9 protein-coding genes are annotated in these 20,222 nt (G+C 65.8%); 6 read left to right on the forward strand and 3 right to left on the reverse strand.

Features of this window, described 5'->3' with window-relative positions:
• Positions 1-35: 35 nt before the first annotated feature.
• The 4 genes from KF724_04260 (at position 36) to KF724_04275 (ending at position 10,089) form a co-directional block, all read left to right on the forward strand.
• On the forward strand, positions 36-1,025 hold the full coding sequence (locus KF724_04260; protein MBX3354892.1) for a hypothetical protein: 990 nt from the start codon (positions 36-38) through the stop codon (positions 1,023-1,025).
• A complete protein-coding gene (locus KF724_04265) occupies positions 1,022-5,266 on the forward strand; it encodes a VCBS repeat-containing protein (protein ID MBX3354893.1) in 4,245 nt (1,414 codons plus the stop codon). Before KF724_04260 ends, KF724_04265 begins: the two co-directional genes overlap by 4 nt.
• A gap of 72 nt (positions 5,267-5,338) precedes the next feature.
• Positions 5,339-8,233, forward strand: a complete 2,895-nt coding sequence (locus tag KF724_04270; GenBank protein ID MBX3354894.1) for a hypothetical protein — start codon at positions 5,339-5,341, stop codon at positions 8,231-8,233.
• Complete coding sequence (locus KF724_04275) at positions 8,230-10,089, forward strand: CRTAC1 family protein (protein MBX3354895.1); 1,860 nt, start codon at positions 8,230-8,232, stop codon at positions 10,087-10,089. The genes KF724_04270 and KF724_04275 overlap by 4 nt, the downstream gene beginning before the upstream one ends.
• Before the next feature lie 206 nt (positions 10,090-10,295).
• Here the strand turns inward: KF724_04275 and KF724_04280 are convergent, their stop codons facing one another.
• From KF724_04280 to KF724_04290, 3 genes are all read right to left on the reverse strand, one after another.
• The gene (locus KF724_04280) at positions 10,296-12,485 is read right to left on the reverse strand and encodes a hypothetical protein (protein MBX3354896.1); all 2,190 of its coding nucleotides are present in this window, start codon (positions 12,483-12,485) and stop codon (positions 10,296-10,298) included.
• Between the two features lie 137 nt (positions 12,486-12,622).
• A complete protein-coding gene (locus KF724_04285) occupies positions 12,623-15,229 on the reverse strand; it encodes a VCBS repeat-containing protein (protein MBX3354897.1) in 2,607 nt (868 codons plus the stop codon).
• 131 nt (positions 15,230-15,360) lie between these two features.
• A complete protein-coding gene (locus tag KF724_04290) occupies positions 15,361-16,986 on the reverse strand; it encodes a hypothetical protein (protein ID MBX3354898.1) in 1,626 nt (541 codons plus the stop codon).
• 357 nt (positions 16,987-17,343) lie between these two features.
• Here KF724_04290 and KF724_04295 point away from each other — a divergent pair, with 357 nt between their 5' ends.
• Together KF724_04295 and KF724_04300 are read left to right on the forward strand one after the other, a co-directional pair.
• Positions 17,344-18,390 carry a tetratricopeptide repeat protein gene (locus KF724_04295; GenBank protein ID MBX3354899.1) on the forward strand — a complete coding sequence of 349 codons (1,047 nt, stop codon included), beginning with the start codon at positions 17,344-17,346 and terminating at the stop codon, positions 18,388-18,390.
• Between the two features lie 31 nt (positions 18,391-18,421).
• A complete protein-coding gene (locus KF724_04300; protein ID MBX3354900.1) occupies positions 18,422-20,173 on the forward strand; it encodes a CRTAC1 family protein in 1,752 nt (583 codons plus the stop codon).
• The last annotated feature ends 49 nt before the right edge of the window (positions 20,174-20,222 follow it).

The following is a 20,222-nucleotide window of genomic DNA, read 5'->3' on the forward strand; positions in this document are numbered from 1 at the left end:
TCCGGGGCGGGCGCCCTCGGGCGCGACCACTGCCCATGCGATACCACGCCGCGGCCATCCAAACTTCTTTCGAGAATCCCCGCGATCGATCGGAGATCGCTGACCGTGTCACGCGCATGCTCGAAATGGCGGAGCAGACGATCGGGGGCTATGAACCCTTCTTTGATGTGCGCCTGCTTGTCTTCCCGGAGTTCGCCCACGCGGCACCGGTCTATCTGACGGTCAAGGAGCTGCGCGAGCACCTCGCGGTCGAACTGCCCAATGAGCATGTCGATCGCTATGTGGCCTTCTGTCAGCGCCACGGGTGCTTCATGCAGACGGGCTCCTTCATCGAGCGCGACCCTGCATGGCCCGAGTGCCTCTTCAACACGACGCTGCTCGTGGGACCGGGCGGAGTGCTCAGTCGCTATCGCAAGCTGAACCCGTGGATTCCCTGGGAGGTTCACGCGAGCCCCCACGATCTGCCCGGCTACACGGAGCCGATCCTGCCGGTGATCGAGACGGAGATCGGCCGCCTCGGCTGCGCCATCTGTTACGACTGGCTCTTTCCGGAGACGATCAGGCAACTCGCCTTTGATGGCTGCGAGGTCGCGATCCGCGTCAGCGCCTACATGGACCCATGGGGCGCAACGGCGCCACTTGACTGGTGGACGCTCTTCAATCGCGCCCGCGCCGCGGAGAACACGCTCTTCGTCGTGGCCGCCAATCAAGGCGCGTCGATGGCGGGCTACCCGCCCTTCAGTTGGCCGGGCGGCAGCATGGTGGTTGACTTCGATGGTCGGATCCTCGCGCAGGCCGACCCGGGGCCCGGCGAGAAGGTGGTGGTGGCACCGATCGACCTCGCCCAACTTCGCGCAGAGCGAACGAGGCGGCGCGGTCACGACATGCGCGCCCACCTGCGGAGCGAAGCGTTCACCTATCTCTCGCGCCCATGGCTTGCGCGCGGGCACGCAGAGGGGAAGAGCGAGATCGACATCGCCTCGATCGAAGCGCGGATTCGAGAAGCGAAGGAGCGTCTGCCATGAGCGTGCCACAACGATCTGGGGGCAGCGACTCGGCCGAGGCGCGCGCGCCAGGCCCCCGCCAGCCTCGCGGCCGGGACAGCGACATGGGAATGGCGACCGATGGGGTGAACGCGCCTCGCGCCGGCGCGGTTCGAGGAGCGCTTCGCCATCACCCGCGCGGTCGCTCCGCCGGACCTCGTGGCAGTGGTGAGTGGGGCGTCGTGGTCATGATTGCCGTGATGATCCTCATCGGTGCCCTGGTGGCCGGTGGCATCGTGGTCATCATGAATCAGGTTCGTGAGCGTGCGCGGGCCACGGCGTCTGCGGCACGAGCGGAGCAGCTTGCACAGGAGCTGACCCTCTCGCTGGCTGCACAGGAGATGACCGAGCGCTTCTCCGAGGCGATGGATGAACTGGCGACGAAGGCGAGCGGCGGGAGAGTGGCGACCGTCGAACCGGTTGAACCCGCGGAGCCCGTCGATCCCGTGACTCCCTTCGAACCCGCAGAGTCGCCGAGATCGGGGGCAGCCGAAGCTCCGGCGCGACCAATTGAACCAGTGACGACAACGAACGCCCTCAGGCAGCCGCCGCGAGTGGCACAGGACGAGCCTGTCGGCGCGTGTGTGCCGCTCGCCGCCGCAGGAGTGCTCATCGAGCGTGGTCTTGGCCTCATGAGCCAGTTCGAGTTCTCTCAGGCCGAGCGCATCTTCTCGGGTGCCCTCGAGGCTCTCGATCGGGCATCGACACTGGACGCGCGGCTCCGTGCGGCGCCCGGCTGCACCGAGGCGGTCAACCACGCGAAGCATGTGGCGGCGCTCAATCGTGCGATCGCCATTCTGAACCAGAGCGAACCGGGAGCGCAGGAGAGGGCCATCGGGCTCCTTGAGGAGCTCCTTATGGTGCCCACCGATGATGTGCTCGCTCTTCGAGCGGCGTACTGCCTCGGACTTGGCCACGCTTATCTCGGTCAACCCGAGCGAGCGCTGCCCTTCTTCGAGCTCGCGGCGGTTGCAATTCCCGGTGATGGCGCCGTCCTCTATCAGGTGGCGCAAGCCCATGAGATGCTTGGCGATCGGGCGACGGCGCTCGATCGCTATCTACAGGCATCGCGCCTCGACCCCTTCCAGCGATCGGCGCTTCTCGGGGCGCAGCGACTTCTGGCTCGCGACGGCCGCGACGAGGAAGCCGACGCGGCGCTCAAGGCCTTCCTCGAACTCGAGGACAATCCCCGATCGCGCCTCACCGAGTTCAAGTACACGCGGATGGGGCCGCTGAGCGAGGCGATTCCCCTCGACGGCGATCGGCGCAGGCCCGACCCGGAATCGGGGCCACCGACCGCGTCGGGCGATCTCGCGCGAGAGCGTGCGGCCATTGAGGCGCTGCTCCTCGCGATCGCGCCCGAGTTCGGAACGCTTCTTCCCGAAGCGGGCGCAGCGCTGGCGCCGAGAGCGCAGCCTGCGCTCGATCTTGCCAGTGTGGATGGCGTCGCCGCACTTGGCCGAGGCGTGCCGACGGCCGTCGACCTCGATGGTGACGGAGTCACGGATCTCTTCATCGCCGGCGCCCGCGATGGTGGCCGGGGGAGCGCCATCCTCAAGGGGCGCGCCGATGGCACATTCGTGCTCGTCGAGGATGGGTTGTTCGCTTCAATGGCCGGGGCCGAGTTCGTCGCGTTCGGAGATGTGAACCTCGACGGGCGCCTTGAAGCGCTGGTCGTGACCGGAGCCGAGTCGGTGCTCCTGCGACTCACCGCCGATGGCGCTGCCGAGCGCATTGCGGAGTGGCCCAGCGCCGCCGACGCGATCTGGGTCGATCTCGATCACGACGGTGACCTTGACCTGGTTCTCGCGCTGCGCGATCAACCGCCGATCATTGCGATGAACCGCGGAGAGAAGGGCTTTGAGATGCTCGAGGCCAGCAGCGGATTCAAGCCCGCTCTCAGCCACGCCGAGCGAGTTGTGGCCGGTGACTTCACTGGTGATTCGCTCATCGATCTTCTCTTCTGCGGCCCCGACGGTGCGGAGGTCTGGCTCAACGATCGCTTCTGGTCATGGCGTCGCGATTCAGCCTTCGCACCCATCGAGCGCTCCCGTGCCCGACGCGTGGCCAGTGGTGAGCGGGGGAGTGACGGTCGCGCCCTCATCGCGCTTCTTCGCGAGCACACCGATGGAGTTGAAGCAGTGCTCTTCGCGCCCGGCGCAGGCTCGGCACAGGGCGCGTGGGCCGAGGTGGCGTCGCTCACACTCCCGGGCACGATTGACGAAAGTGAGATCGCCCTCACCGATCTGCTCGGCTCGGGACAGTCGGAGGTGGTGGTGTTCACGGACACTTCCGTCGTCCTGACCGAGATGGAGTGGGGTGGCGCAGGTGCTCTCCGCCAGCGCCTCAGAGTCCCCACGAGTGCCGGAAGCGATCGGCGCATCGCGGCGCTCGCGCCCTTCACCGCACCTGTCATCGTCGAGTGGGGCGAGGCGACTCGGCGCGTGCATGTTCCGGTGGCGCTCGCCCCCGAGGGGACTCCGACGGGCTCTTTCGTGGCCGTCGACTTCCGGGGACGCGTCGATCCATCGCAGTCGATGCGCAGCAACACGCACGGCATCGGCACGCGCTGGGCGAGTCGCGCCGGCTTTCGCTGGGGCGGTGGCTGGGTGCTGCCCGCCGGCGGTGGCCCGGGGCAGGGCATCATGCCGACCCTCATCGGCATTGGAAAGGCTGCGCAGATCGACGCCCTCTTCATGGATTGGCCCGATGGTGTGACGCAATCGGAGATGGCCCTTGCCCCAGGCCGCGTGCATGTCATTTCGGAAGCACAGCGGCAGATCTCGAGTTGTCCGGTCATCTTCGCGTGGGATGGAGAGCGCTTCGTCTTTGAGACCGATGCAATTGGCGTCGGCGGCATCGGTTACCTCGTCGGCGTGCAGCGGCTCGAGGATGGCCGGCTCAAGCCCATCTACGCGCCATCGCGACCTCGTGAGAGCATTCGCCTCCACACCGCCCTCGCGGTCAAGGATGGTGTCTTCGAACTCCGCCTGACCGAGCCGATGGAAGAGGCGTGCTACCTCGACGCCGCGCGGCTTCATGCGTGGCGCGTGCCCGAGGGCTGGTCGCTCGCTCTCGATGAGCGCATGGCCATTCACGGACCCGAGCCGAGTGGTGAAGCGCTCTTCTATCGACACTCGATGACACCATCAGCGGCTGAAGGGATTGAAGTGAGCGTCGATGGACGGCGCTGGTCGGCCGCCGAGGCGCTGCGCGACATCGATCGAGTGGCCGCTGAGTTCGGGCACGCGCACGCTCGCTTCCTCGGGCGCCTCGAGGACATCGGATCGCTCACGCTCCACTTCCCGCAGGCGATCGATGCGCATGCTGGAACTCCTGTCCTGCTGATCGAAGGGTGGGTTGAGTACCCCTACAGCCAGACGAGCTTCGCCATGTGGCAGGAGGAGGCGACGCCGAAGGCGGTCTCGATCGACGCCCTTGACCCCGTAAGCGGGGCCTGGGTCACACTCATCGAAGAGGTCGGCTTCCCCGCGGGCATGACGCGCGAGTGCCTGCTGCCCCTCAGCGGCAAGGGCATTGCACCCTTGCCTGTCGGGTGCGTCGCGCTCCGCTTGCGGACCTCGGTTGAGCTCTTCATCGATCACCTGCGTGTCGCGTGGATCGAGCCCTGTCCGCAGGCGGAGCGCATCGATCTTCCACTCCGCAGCGCCGAGGTCGCCGAGTGCGGCTACCCGCGGAAGCTCGACCTTCCGCAGAAGCGCCCGCTCTATGACTACGACGATCGGCGGCCACTCTGGGATTGCCGCACGCAGCCCGGCCTGTACACCGCGTTCGGCGACTGCACGCCGTTGCTCGAAGGGGCCGATGGCGCCCTCGCCATGTTCGGTCCCGGCGAGGAGATCAGGCTGCGCTTCGACGCGGCACCACTGGCTTCGCTCTCGGCGCTTTCAACCGGTTCTTCGCGATCGCATGATTCGCCCCAGCCGTCGGGCCGATCGTCGGCGGCGAATGGAGCGGCCTCGGCGGGAGCGAGTGAGTTCGATGATCTCGTCATCGCACACGAGGAGCACGGCGCGGAAGACGCCCTGACACTGGTGTTCATCCTGGAACTCGACGGATGGTGCAAGGACATGGACCGCTACACGCGCGACGGCGCCACGCTCGAACCGTTGCCTGAACCCGAGGGCCTTGATGAGGCCGCGCGCGTGCGTCGCGATGCGCTTCATCAGCGATGGAACACGCGCCTCGCGGGCGGCCGCTGAAGGCCGTTTCATCATCGAAGGTCATCACGGAGTGCGCTTCCAGAATCGGCGTGTTGGGGCTATCCTTACCCCATGGCGACTCGCAGGTATGTCCCCGCCGTCGGCCCAAAGCTGGCATGGGTCCTGCGGATCGTGCTCGGTCTGTTCGCGCTTCTGTGCGTGAACAGCGTCTATCTGGCGGCGGTGACCTTCATGAGCTGGGCGGCCACGGGCTATGCCGCTGGCTCGGCCGCGATGGCGGCGGGGGGCTACGACGCGCGGCACTTCGAGAACGCCTTCTACCTGTGGATGTTCCTGCTCCACCTGGTGCTCGGGCTGGCGATCGTTGTGCCCGTGGTGGTCTTCGGGATCATCCACATCGCCAACGCGAGGAATCGCCCGAACAAGCGAGCGATTCGCGCGGGCTATGCGCTCTTCGCAGTCGCGCTCGGTGTGCTCGTCACGGGGATTGCGCTCACGCGCGTGGACATTCGCGGCGTCACCGTGGACCTCAAGCACCCCACCACGCGCGAGATCGTCTACTGGCTGCATGTGCTGCTGCCATTGATGGCGGCGTGGCTCTTTGTTCTGCATCGCCTCGCCGGTCGGCGCATCAAGTGGGCCGTGGGTGCCCGCTGGAGCGCCGTGGCCGCAGCCTTCGCCGGGGGCATGGTGCTCTTCCATCTTTGGAATCCCACGGTCCATCGACCCGGTCCGGCGGCTGGCGCGGCGTACTTCGAGCCGTCGCTTGCGCGCACGGCCACGGGCAACTTCATTCCTGCGGAGATCCTGAACAACTCCGACGACTGCATCTCCTGCCACGCGGACATTCATCGCCAGTGGTCGCACAGCGTGCACGCCTTCTCGAGCTTCAACAATCCGCTCTACACCTTCAGCGTGAGGAAGACGCGCGAACATGCGTTTGAGAAGGACGGCCATGTGCAGGACGCCCGCTTCTGCGCAGGCTGTCACGATCCCGTGCCCTTCTTCTCGGGCATGTTCGAGGATCCGAAGTGGGATGATCCCCATTACGATGTCGCGAGCGACCCGATCGGCAAGGCGAGCATCTCCTGCACCGTCTGCCACTCGATCACCTCCATCAATGGCGTACGGGGCAATGCGGACTACACCATCTCCGAGCCCGAGCCCTATCCATTCGAGCGAAGCGGCAATCCCTTCCTGAAGTGGGTGAGCCAGCAGCTCATCAAGGCGAAGCCGGCCTTCCACAAGCGGACCTTCCTGAAGCCCGAGATTCACCGCAGCGCCGAGTTCTGCTCCACCTGCCACAAGGTCTTCCTGCCGGAAGAACTCAATGATTACAAGTGGCTACGCGGCCAGAATCACTACGACAGTTGGCGCCTCTCCGGCGTGAGCGGTCGAGGCATCCTCTCGTGGTACTACCCGAATGAGCCGCAGACGGATTGCAACTCCTGCCACATGCCCACCGTGGCGAGCAGTGACTTCGGCGCCAAGGTGCGTGATGCCAGCGGCACGCTCACCGTCCGCGATCACATGTTCCCAAGCGCCAACACGGCAATCCCGATCCTCGCGGGCATGAGTGATCACGAGGCGGTCATCCGCGCCCACAAGGAGTTCAACAAGGGCGTGATGAGGCTCGACCTGGTGGCCCTGCGCGAGGGCGGCACGCTCGATGGCGCCCTGCACGCGCCATTGCGTCCAGAGGTTCCCGCACTCGTGGCGGGGCAGGAGTACATGCTCGATGCGGTCGTGCGCACCGTGCGCATCGGCCACGAGTTCACGCAGGGCACCGCCGACAGCAACGAGGTCTATCTTGATGTCACGGTGCTCGCCGACGGCCAGGTGATCGGGCGCATGGGCGGCATGGATGCGGCCGGAGGCCTCGATCCGTGGACGCGCTTCTACAACATCTTCCTGCTCGATCGCGACGGGTACAGGATCGACCGCCGCAACCCCGAACACATCTTCATTCCGCTCTACAACAATCAGGTCCCGCCCGGGGCCGGCGATGTGACACACCTTCGCTTCCGCGTGCCCGATGATGTCCGCTCGTCGATCACGGTGAAGGCGGCGCTCCGCTACCGCAAGTTCGACCTGACCTACCTCAGGCATGTCTACGGCCCCGACACGCGCAACGACCTCCCGATCATGACGCTCGCGACCGATGAGATCACCTTCCCGATCGCCGGTGGAGCGGTCGCGGTGACAGGGCAGGAGCCACCCGGCGCTGCGGCGGGTTTCCCCCTGTGGCAGCGCTGGTACGACTACGCCATCGGGCTTCTGCGCACCTCCGACCGGCCGGGCGGGAAGGGCGAGTTCCGCCAGGCGGAGCATGCCTTTGCTCAGGTCGAGCGGCTCGGGCGCCCCGAAGGTCCGCTCGGCCTCGCTCGCGTGCAACTGGCCGAGGGTCGTGTGAACGACGCGGTCGAGTCACTCGCGCGGGCCGCAAGCCATGACCCGCCGGCCTATCCATGGAGCGTGGCTTGGTTCACCGGTATCGCCAACCGTCAGAACGGCGAGCTCGACGCGGCCATCGAGAGCTTCCGGCGCATTCTCGCCAACGACTTCGCACTCGCGCACGAGCGGGGCTTCGACTTCTCGCTTGATGATCGCGTGCTGGCGGAACTCGCCGATGTGCTCATTGAGCGGGCGCGCCGCACGATCGCCCGGAGCGGAGATCGCGATGCCGCCGAGGCGGATCTGCTTGAAGCGCGCTCGCTCTGCGAACGGGCCCTGCGGATGGATCCCGAGCGATCGGCGACCTGGTACATCCTGGCACGAGCCGAACAGGAACTCGGTGACGAGCGCTCGGCGGAGCGTGCCCTCGCCCATCATGCCCGATACAAGGTGGATGACAACGCGCGAGATCACGCGGTGACCGCGGCGCGGCTTCGCTATCCGGCTGCGAATCATGCTGCCGAGGCCATCGTCATTTATGACCTCCAGCGGCCCGGGGCCTATGAACTGCCGGAGTCAGTAAGCCCCGTCCCGGAGCAGGCGGCTCGATGAGCGCACCCGCGCCGCACGACGAAGAGCATGTTCCGGTGGATGACGCGATCATCGGTCGCGTCTTCTGGCGCAGTCTCGCGGTCGTCACGATCGTGGCGCTGGTCGTGAGCGGCATCTGGTTCGCCACCAGGCCGCGGGCGGCGGTGACTACGGGTTCGAGCGAGCCCGTCGCCGCACCAGTGCAGGCGACGCCCGCCGCGCCGCCCGAAGCCGTGCCATCGATTCCCTTCACCGATATCACGCGCAGTGCCGGAATCGACTTCGATCGGATCAGTGGCGCCGATGGACGCAAGCTCCTCCCCGAGACGCTCGGTGGCGGCGCGGGCTTCGTCGATGTGAACGGGAACGGGCATCCGGACCTTGTGCTGGTTGACGGCGACGCGTGGCCCGATGCGCCGGACGGCGCACGCCGGGGGCGCGGCACGGTGATCTACCTCAACGACGGTCGGGGGAACTTCACGCTCGCAGTGGACACCGGGCTTGAGGCGCCACGCCAGGGCATGGGGTTCGCGGCGGCCGACCTCGACGGTGACGGCCTTCCCGAGCTGGCGATCACGACGACGGAGGGAGTCATCCTCTTCCGCAACGAGACGGTGCCGGGCAACTCCAAGGTGCGATTTCGTGACATCACCGAGGAATCCGGCATTCGCGATCAGGGGTGGAGCACGACGGCGATGTTCCTCGACGCCGATGGCGACGGTCACCTCGATCTGCTGGTCGCGCACTATGTGGTCTGGTCGCCGGAGATCGACTTCAAGGTCGATTACCGTCTCGACGGAGTGAACCGCGCCTACGGCCCGCCGCTGGGGTTCGAGGGAACTCAGCTCTCGCTCTGGCGCAACGATGGCGCGGGGCGATTCACCGAGGTCAGCGCCGAGGCGGGGCTTCATGTTGTGAACCCGTCGACCGGCGTTGCGGTGGGGAAGACCCTCGGTCTCCTCGCCGAGGACTTCAACAACGATGGTCGCCTCGATCTCTTCGTGGCGAATGATCGGACGGCGAACTTTCTCTTTGAGAACCTCGGCGGGGGGCGCTTCCGCGAGATCGGCACCGCTGCGGGGGTGGCCTTCGACCGCGCCGGCGCCTCGACCGGCGCCATGGGTGTCGACGCGGCGCGCCTTCGCACCGCCGATGAGATCGGCATCGCGGTCGGCAACTTCGCCAATGAACCTCACTCGCTCTACATGACGCGCGGTGGGCGATTGAACTTCTCCGATGATGCGCTGGTCGAAGGAGTCGGGGCGCCGACGCGCCTTTCGCTCTCGTTCGGCACGCTCTTTCTCGACCTTGACCTTGATGGCCGACCCGATCTGGTGACGGCGAACGGGCACATCGAGGATCAGATCGAGTCCATCCAGGCGAGCCAGGCCTATGCACAGCGGGCGCAGGCATTCTGGAACGCCGGTGCGAAAGCGCCGCGTCTCTTCGTCGAGATTCCCCCGGAGAAGATCGGCGATCTCGCGCGCCCGGTCGTGGGCCGCGCGCTCGCGGCGGCGGACATCGATGGCGACGGCGACATCGACCTGCTCATCACGCAGCCACAGGGGGCCGTTCTGCTGCTGCGAAATGACCAGGCCCTCGGCAACGCCTTCACCCGTGTGCGACTTCGCGGCTCGCCACCCAATCGCGATGCGATCGGTGCGCGGGTCGAGTGCATTTCCGATGCAGGCACGCAGGTGCAGTGGGTGCAGCCGTCTCGGAGCTACCTGACGGCGAATGAACTGCCGCTGACCTTCGGCCTTGGCAAGAGCGCATCGGCCACCATCCGGGTGCGCTGGCCGAACGGCGACATGCAGGAAGTGCCCGCCGTCATGAGAGGGCTCACCGAGGTCACGCAGGTGCCCTCGGTCCGCTGACCGTGGACCGCACGCGGCCCGCACGCTCGGCGCTCCGCAAGCTCTGCCGGGCCTTCGATCGCACGCGACCTGCGCTCTTGACGCTCCGCCGCCTTCTCCATGAACCTTCCGACCAGCGGGCTGCCCATCGGCTCAACTCCCGAGCGCGCGGATCACACCGAGCTGCTCGTCGGTTCGCCGCTCAAGCGATCTCGTCGATCCGTTGACTACCTGCCGCATGGCCCCCACACGCCGAGCAGGATCGCGATGTCCGCGCCATCGATGGCGCCATTGCCGTCGAGGTCGCCAGCGCACTCCGCGCAGGGGCCCCAGCTTCCAAGAAGGAGCGCAAGGTCCGAGCCATCCACGACTCCGTCGCCGTTCGTATCAGCGGGGCATGGTGCCTCGGTGAGCGTGCCTTCGAGAGTGAACGCATGCGAGAGGACGGTGTCTGGCGAGTCGCCATCCTGCACGGCGAGATTCGTCGGGGCGAAGAGGGTGAAGACGCCGGTGTCCGAGCGCCACGCGTGCACAAGGTCGCCCTGAGAGAGCGCCTGCCCGCTCGGTCCGTAGGTCATCCACGACCACGCCGCGGGCGCTTCGGGTGAACCGTTGTCCCCATGCAGTGAGAGGTAGTAGTCGCCCGGCGGAAGCGGCAGGGCCGTCGCAAGGTCGATGGGCCATGCCGAGGTGCCTCGTTCATCGGGCGACTCGTGATAGGGGATGGGCAGCGCCACAAGGCCCGAGGCGACAAGGTCGCCCGCGACCGGCGCGGGATTGCCCGGCTGGCGCTTGAAGATCGACCAGCCGAGCGATTGGACCACGCCTGGTGTGAACCCATCGGCGGGCGTCACGAAGCCCGTGCCGACGATGCGCCGAAGCGCCCACGCGCGGCCGGCGGGAGGCTCTGGCACGGTGAACGGCGCGGCGAAGCGGCGTAGCGGCGCGGTCGGCGCGACATGACCGACGGGCCACCCGAGATGCACGAGTGCGCCATCGACCCAGGTCCGCCGCTGTCCGCCCGTCGAAGCGATGGTGTTGAATTCGACCGGCGGCGCACAGGAGATGGACGCCGCAAGGGAGACCATCTGGTTGACATTCCATGGATTGAACTTGAGGTTGTCGCCACTCAGTCCGCCGCACCCGTTGATGATCGAACACATGATGTTGCAGTTGTCGGCGCCCTGCCCGTTGCAGTGCTGCGCGTTCCAGTTGTGACCGATCTCGTGCGCCGTCAATCCAACTCGACGGAAGAGGGCCGTCGCCGGTCCCTGGTAGAAGGTCTCGCTTAGCCCATAGCCGATGCTGTCGAGTCCGCCGGCGGGACAGGTGGCGGTGTCATTCCACACCAGGTTGCACATGCCGGGTCGCCATGCGAGGCCGATGATGCTGCCTGGGAAGTTGAAGCCGGCCAGGTGATGCACGAGGTCGCGGCGGATGTTCTTGAGCGGCGGCTCATTCCACTGCGATCGAAACGCGCAAAGGCGCGCATAGATTTCCTGCTCGGTGTAGTCCACCTCGGGGCTGGTGCGGACCAGCGTGGCGGTGATCACGAACCCGATCCCGGCATCGCGCCTGAAGATGAGGTCCGTCGTGTTCATCACCGCCTCAAGGTCAAGGAGCGCCGCTTCGAGAGAGCTTCCATTGATCTGGAAGAAGTCGTAGTCGAGATCGAAGGCGATCTCGGTGATCGCGATCAGGGGCGGGTCGCCGCCGGCCGCAAGGCCGCCCTCGGAGCCCGGTGATGACGGCGCCTCGGGATGGTCGAGCAGATCGCTTCCGCACAGGCCCGGCGCCGCTCGCAGGTCGCGACTCGCGTAGAGCACATGCTTGGGGCGGCCATCGGGGGTGGTGGTGTCGAGGTCAGGGGCAAGCTGCTCCATCGGCTCGATGACGAGCACCTCATCTGGAAGGTGAATGGTGGCCCGGAGCAGGCCGTTCCGAAGTGTGGCGGCGACGAGCGACCCGGAAACTCCTCGCACCACGCCTCGATAAGTCCGAGGCGCGGGCGCGGCGAACTCCTGCAATCCGCCCTCCACGATGGGAACAAGCAGCTCGAAGCGCTGCGCCCGAAGCGAGAAGCGTTCGAGATCGAGGGTGAACGCACGCCCGTCGTTGGCCACTGCCACGCTGAAGGCGCCGCTCCCATCGGGCGGCAGGTGCAGGTCCACTTCGTTCCACGCGCGGAATGCGGAGAGGAGATGATCGGGCGACTGCATCGCATCGTTGAGGGACGCCGCCAGAACCGCTCGTGCGGCTCCGGCCACTGGCTCTGGTCCCGCCACCCCCTTCGAGACCCCGGTCGATGTCGCCGCGGCCATCGTCGCCGCCGCGAGCGCCATCGCCGTCGAGAGCCACGGACTGAATGGCCGGTCGATTCGAGCTGGATCTGAGCGACGCATGCGGTTCGTGGCCATGAGCGAACTCCCTCGACACAGCGGCGAGCGAAGGGGCGAGTCAAGAAAAGAGGCCCCGGTCCTTTGACCGGGGCCTCGACGAACATCAGGGGGCAATCAACGGGTGAGTGCCCGAGTTGCAGTGCAGGGCTCCGGGGTCAGTTGCAGCTTCCCCAGTTGCCGAGCACGATGGCCACATCGGCGCCATTGACCGTGCCATCTCCGCTGAGATCGGCGGTCGGGTCATTGGTGTTCCAGGCACCGAGGATGATGGAGAGGTCGGCACCGTCCACAACGCCATCGTTGTTGATGTCACCCACGCAGGCGGGTGCATCGATGCAGACGACACCCGAGACCACGACATTGTCGATCGCGGCTTCGGTGATCGAGTTGTCGGGGAAGTCCGCCACGCTGAAGCGGATCACCATGTTGGCCGTGGGCGTCAGCAGATCGTTGACCTTGACCGACTTGCGGGACCAGGCGTTCTGCTGCCAATCCACTGTCTCGATGTTGACCCAGGTGGCGCCACCATCGTTGGAGATCTCGCAGACGAGCTTGTCCGCCTCGGCGGGGTTGAGCGCGTCATCGCAGAAGAGCCAGCGCGAATAGGAGAGCATGGGTGACTGGAGACCGGTCAGGTCGAAGGTGGGCGAGGTCAGGACGGTCGGACCACCATCGAGGTCGGAGGCGCTGGCCGCGCCACCCGACACGCCATTCCAGGTCACCATGGCACGGGTGCCATGCGCTGCATTCGGCGGGGCCGCCTGCTTGGTGCCGGGCGCGCCGCCACCGACGGTCGTGCCGACGGGGATCGCCACTTCGAAGCCCTTCTGGGCTGCGGTCATGTTGAAGTTCTGGACAGTCCACCCTTCATTGGTCCCGCTCTCCCAGCTCGTGCTGAGCGCGATCACTTCCTCGACGCCGACAGGGGTCACATAGAAGAGGCCGGGGGCCGCCGAGGGCTCGCGGTAGGGGCCGCCATTGCTGAGCGCGGCTTCGACGAACCACTCCATCTCCTGGCCGCACGCGGCCGGGGGCAAGGAGGCCTTGTAGGTGGTGCCCGAGACGAGCGCGAGCGGCGCCTGGGTCCAGCCGCCATCGGAGCCGCCAACGCGATAGTTCAGCTTCACCGAGTCGGTGAGCAGCGAGCCAACGCCGAGCACGGAGAGAGTCACATTGAACTCCGTCGCGTTCTCCGTCGAGATGATCGTCGGACGGCCGTTCGGGAAGGTGAAATTGATCCCCGCGTTGCGGTTCATGTAGACGATGACGCCGCGGCAGGCACCAAGGACGACATCGAGCCAGCCGTCGCCATCGATATCCATGAGGGCCACATCGAACCAGCCCACGCGGTCGGCCACCGCGGGAATCGCCTGGTTGCCGATGGTGCGGTTCAGCAGGTTGTTGACATTGCTGCCGTTCCAGACATTGCGATAGATGTTCGACGAGCGGTTGGTGTTCGGGCAGAAGGGCCCGAGGTCCGCATCGACATCGGTGATGAAGACATCGGGGTTGCCATCCTTGTCCATGTCCGCGATGCGGATGGTGTGGTCGAACTGGCTCGGGGCGCCGGAGATGTTGTAGACGGTGAAGTTCGGTTCACCCGTCACCGAGTTGCCGGTGTTGATCAGGTAGCGATCGACGCCGTCGTCGGCGACCACGATGTCCAGCTTGCCGTCGCCATTCAGGTCGGCGACCTCGTGGAAGTAGGGCTGGTTGCCGACGCCGGTCTTCGGGCCGAGGAAGCTCGAGCCGGTGCCGGTGTTGGTGAAGACCGCGACGGTCTGCGCGATGGGGCCGAAGTTCGGGGCCTGGCCGAAGGTGAAGCCGGTGAGCGTGGTCAGGCGCACAATGTCATTGATGCCGTCGCCGTTCATGTCGGCGATCGACGCCGAGTTGCCGAAGTTCGAATTGATCTGCGGACCGGTGAGCACCGTCCAGTTGGTGTCGTAGAAGTAGCCGGGTCCGGGGCCGCCCTGGGTGTTGCCCCAGTTGTAGAGCAGCTTGTTGTTGAAGTCGTGCGACGCCTGCATGTCGGGGCTGGTGCGGCACTCGCCCGGATCGTTGGTGTCGCCATCGCCATTCAGGTCGATGCAGATGTTCTGGCCGAAGGTCTCGGCGCGGTCGTAGTCGGTGAAGAAGAGGTCAGGGAAGCCGTCGCCGTTCAGGTCACCCACGGCCAGGTGGCAGAAGCGCGGATTGGCGGCGGCGGGGGGATTCGGCGTCAGCGGGAAGAGCTGGGGAATGCGATCGCGCTGATGCTGGAACCCGAGCCAGTTCCCGTTCGCGTCATTACCGAGGTTGATGTAGACGCGAGGCTGTCCGAGGATCACATTGACGCCGTCGGACATGGTGGTGCCTGTGACCAGGTCAAGCCATCCGTCGCCGTTCACATCGGTCGCCTTGATGACGCGGTCGTTCGTCAGGTCGAAGAAGCCGTTGTAGCCGGCCACATCGGAGCTCGACGCATACTCCGCCGTCCGATCGACAAGAACGCCGCCCTCATTCATGAAGAGCATGTTGGTGAAGCCGCCCACCTGGCTGCCCGCGAACTTGCGGGCCATGGCGAGGTCGATCCACCCGTTGTTGTTGAAGTCGCCCCAGGCGAAATCCTTCTCGAGGTTGTCATTGACCACGAGAGCAGGGTTGGCGACGAGGCGCGTGCCTGTCTGGTTTTCGAGCTTCAGCCACTGGGCCGAGGCCGAAGCGCCCAAGAGCAGCGCCGCTCCGGTGGCAATGAAGGCGTACTGTCGGACACGATGCATGCGGGGTCTCCTTGCGGGGGTGGGGAGCCGAGTGGTCCTTCGAATCTCTGGACCGGCGAATGAGAACGGGAATCCCGCCGGCCCATGGGGACCGGCGGGATGTGTGAATCAGAGGATGGAACCGGGGGCGATTACTGGCACGGGCCCCACGCTCCAAGCACGATGGCGATGTCGGCGCCGTTCACGACGCCGTCGAGGTTGAGGTCGGAGGGCGAGCCGGGGTTCACACCCCAGGCGCCCAGGATCAGCGCGAGGTCGGCGCCATTGACCGAACCATCCTTGTCGAGGTCGGCAAGGCAACCGCAGTTGTCGGGAATTCCGTCGAAGTTGTTGTCGGTGGCAAGCCCAAGAATGATGTCGATGATGTCGGCCTGCCCGTTGAAGTTGCAGTCGGCGAAGGGCTCGTCGCCGTAGTAGGCCAGCGCGAAGTAGTGCAGGTCCTCCATGTCGATCACGCCATCCTGATTGATGTCGTGGATGGCGCACTCGTCGTCGGGAGTGACGGTCTCGAAGAGGCAGAAGAGCTTGAGCATGATCGCATCGACGATCGTGATCTGCTCATCGCCGTCGGCATCGAACTCGAGCTGCCCGAGCGAGCCGAGGAAGTTGATCAGGTGGGCCTGATCCTGAGTGCTCAGGTTCTGGAAGTTGTCCGCCACGAAGGCTCCCTCGTTGAAGAGCCCGTGCGCCAAGATGACCGCCGTGACGCGATTCTCGAAGGTGTCGCCTGCGATCGAACCGTTGTGCATCATCGATTCGCGATTGCGGAGGTTCCAGAGCACCGGCGTGCGCATCTCGCGCTCCGAGGCGCCATCCTGCGCGATCATGTCGGCGAAGTCACCGATGTCATGCAGCAGGAAGTTGCTGTAGGGGCGGATGGTCTTGCCGCGGATGGCATCTTCCAGCGTCAGGCTGTCCGAGGTGGTCCACTCCGGGGTGTGGCAGATGGCGCAGCCGATCGCATTGAAGATCACTTCGCCGGTCATGCCCGCCTTCGGCGTCTGCGGGGGAACCCCGAGGTAGCGCTGGAAGTGGGTCACACGGTCGATGAAGGCGAAGCCATCCTCGTCCTCGATGTCTTCCGGATCCGGCACCAGGTCACACGCGGCAAGGAGCTTGAGGTCCCCGTTCGGCGCCGTCTCGGTCGGGATGAGCCGGTTGGTCAGCCCCATCTCGTTGCGTGCGGCGTCGGCGGAGAAGGTGAGCACGGTGGCGACTTGCGCCTTCCAGCCGAAGCGACCTGCGCGGAGTGGGGAGCCCTTGATGTCTTCGAGCGCCTCGACCCAGTTCACGCGACCGCGGATGCCGTCGCCGTTCAAGTCATCGGGATCGGCGCCGGCAGCGATGTCCTCGTCTGGAATCGCCTCGATGAGTCCGAATGCGAGTGAGCTGTTGGTCACGCGACTGGCGGTGTGCGCGCCCATCGGCAGCCACTCCTCGCAGCCGCTGAAGGCCGTGTTCTGGAAGAGCGACTGCTCCTCGCCGGGCCACAGACTGAAGTTGCCGTCCTCGTCGAGGAAACCGAAGCGCGTTACCGCGAGATTGCCCCAGCCACCCAGCGGCGAAGTGTGGCAGCTCGCGCAGCTCGCCTTGTTGAAGATCGGCCCGAGGCCCTCTTCGGGAGAAATGCCTCGCAGGTACGCGGCGCGCCCCTCGTTGAACAGGTTCATTTCCAACGGCGTCAGCCCTTGCAGCGGCTCGCCAGCCTTGGGCTGCAATTCGATGACTCCGGCGTGCGCTGCGCCAGCAATGAACATGGTCACAGCGAGGGTAGAGAAGGACACTCTCATCATGGTGAGGGGCTCCGAGCTTCAATCGGACTGGACTTGGTGGAACTGAGCGGGGAAGTGGCGAACGGAAACGGATGCGAACATCTCTGCAACTCTCTCAGCAGAGAAACGGACCTCTTTCCGTCCATCCGGTCGAAAGGATGCAGGGAAGAACGGAAACCGAACGGAATATGCAGGACCAATCGAAAATCTGCCTTGGTGACTCAGGATCGGCCCTTCGAACACGGCTAGTCTAACCCGTCGCGTGATTCTGGCTAGTCCAGAAAGCGCCGAAGTTGCCACTCTCAGGACGCGCCGCCAAGAGTTCGGCGTGAAGACCGCACCATGCCACTGATAACCATCTCGATTCTCAATGCCAGCGTGATGCTCGCGCCAATCCAGACCGATATCGTGGCGAAGATTTCTTCGGCGAGTGTCGTGGCGCAGGCGGTTCCGCCAAGCGTCCCGAATCGCGCGCCTCCCTCGCCTCCGCCGTCGCCACCTGCGGGCGCTCCCGCCGGCACGGATCCGTCAAAGCCACCTCTGCCCACGAGAGAGTCCACGCCAAGACCCGCCGTGCCCGCACCACAGGGCGCGCCGCCAAGTCAGGGCATGACGGGCGTGGTCGAGACGGCCGATGGGTCGAGGTATCCCGACGATCGACGACTCATCCTGGTGCGGCGCGGCATTCGCGCGGGGCGCTTTGAAGAGGCGGAAATGATCGCGCGCACGGTTCTGAATGAGCAGCCGGACATTGATCGTGCCGTCTTCTTCCTTGCGCTGGCGATTCACAAGCAGAAGCGCTACGGGCAGGCGCGCGAACTCCTTGAGCGGGCGATGCTTTCTTCGCAGCCCTATCCGGAGCGCGGACATGTCGCCCATTTCCTCGGCTGGTGCTGCTACTACACCGGTGATCTCGCGAGTGCGCGCCACTACTTCGAGATCCACGCCTCGCACTGGCCGAACTTCGACGACACGCACTACGGGCTCGGAGTGATCGCACTCGACGAGGATCGCATCGTCGACGCCGAGGAGTCGTTCAAGACAGCACTGCGCCTCCAGCAGATGCAGCCCGATGACATTCGCTCACAGGCGAAGACGGTGGCGCGGCTGGGCGATGTCGCGCTGCGCCAGGATCAGATCGAGGTTGCCATCGGGCGGTACGAGTCCGCGGTGCGCCTCTGGAGCGATCACTATGAAGCGTGGGCGCGTCTCGCTCGCCTCTATCACCGGGAGGGGCGCGAGGAAGATGCGGAACGCGCCGAGCGCGAAGAGCAGTTGGCGCGAGTCCGGATGGGCCGTGCTGAGGCGAGCGTGCTCGACGGAGCGGCGATCGACCCTGGAACGAATGAGCCCGAGCAACCAAGCGGCGCACCGACCCCGGCGCCATGACGATGAACCTGACCCAAGGAGTGCGATGCTGATGCGTGATCGAGTGAATCGTGGTCGCTTTGCGTTTGGCGTGGCGCTGATTGGAGTCTCGCTCGCCGGTGTGGCCGTGCCAGTCGGCGCAGCGTCGGCGCAGCAGGCGGAACCGAGCGCGGAGAGGGGACCAATCCACTTCTCCGACGGGAGCAGCGCCAGCGGTCTCATCAAGGTGGTGACCACCACCGGGTCGAACCCAAGTCGCTCGGTCCTCGAGGTGAAGGGGTGCGGCCTGCTGGTGATCGACTTCGACAATGACGGTCACCTCGATCTCTTCCTGCCCAATGGGGCAACGCTCGAAGACCCAGAGGCGGGGCCCGGCGCCAAGTTGCTGCGGAACAACGGTGATGGCACCTTCACCGAAGTCACGGCCGAGAGCGGCATCAACCTCACGCGCTGGGCCTTCGGCGGCGCCGTCGGTGACTTCGACGGTGATGGCCTCGATGACATCTATGTCTGCTGCTACGGGCCCGATGTGCTTCTGAAGAACATGGGCGGCGGGCGCTTCGAAGATTGGACCGCGAAGGCGGGCGTGGCGACGCCGGGCTGGAGTGCGCAGGCGGCCTTTGCTGATCTTGACGGCGACGGCGATCTCGACCTCTTCGTGACGCGCTACCTCGACTTCGACCCGGAGCGAGCGATGCCGCCCACTCGATTCAAGGGAGTCGAGGTGATGTCGGGGCCGCATGGCTATCCGCCGCTCGTCGACTTCCTCTACGAGAACATGGGCGACGGGACTTTCGTCGACCGCAGCGAGGAGAGCGGCATCCGCGCGGCGAAGCCCGCCTTCGGTCTCGCGGTGGTCATCGCCGACTTCAATGACAACGGCTTGCCTGACATTCTTGTCGGCAACGACAGCCAGAACAATCACCTCTTCGTCAACGAAGGGGGCCTGCGCTTTCGAGACCAGGCGATGCGCCGCGGTGTCGGCACCAACATGGAGGGATCGGCGCAGGCGACCATGGGAACGGCGCTGGGCGATGTCAACAACGACGGTCTGCCCGACCTCTTCACGACCGTCTTCTCGAGCGACACGAACACGCTCTATGTGAACACGCATCGTTTCTTCTTTGATGATCGGACGAATCAGTATGGTGTGGGGGCACCGAGCCGTGCGCTGCTGGGCTGGGCGGCGGCGTTCGCCGACTTTGATCATGACGGTCTCGAAGACCTTGTCGTCGTGAATGGCCATGTCTATCCGCAGGCGACGCGCGCCTCCATGGACTCCGACTACGAGCAGCCGCCGCTGGTGATGCATCGACAGGGCCAGCGCTTCGTTCCCGTCGACGCAGGCGAAGTCATGCGGCAGAGCTTCCGCGATCGCGCCATGGTCGTCGCGGACTTCGATGGTGACGGCGACCTTGATCTGGTAGTGGCCGGGGTCAATCAGCCGCTCCGATTCCTGCGCAACGACCACGGGGGCGCCGATGACTGGATCATCGTGACCTTGCGCGATGCGAGACCGGGCTCGAAGAACCACCGGGGGATCGGCGCGAAGATCGAGTTGCTGGGGCAGGCGGATCAGCCGATGCCGGGAGTGTCCGAAGGCGACGCGGCGCGGAGCCGATTGGCCACACGCTGGTTCTGGGGCGGCGGTCCGTTCATGAGCAATTGGGCACCGGTGGCGCACTTCGGCCTGGGCGATCGCCCCGGACCGTTCACGCTGCGCATCACCTGGCCCGATCGCACCGTGCAGGAAGTGCCCGGCGTGACGAGGGGAGCCCGGATCGAGGTCCGTCGCGAGTCGTGAGCGGTGGGTGGCGATCGGGGCGGAGGAGTCGATCGAGGCGGTTCGTGCA

This window comes from Phycisphaeraceae bacterium (assembly GCA_019636735.1).
Taxonomy (GTDB): Bacteria; Planctomycetota; Phycisphaerae; order Phycisphaerales; family SM1A02; genus VGXK01.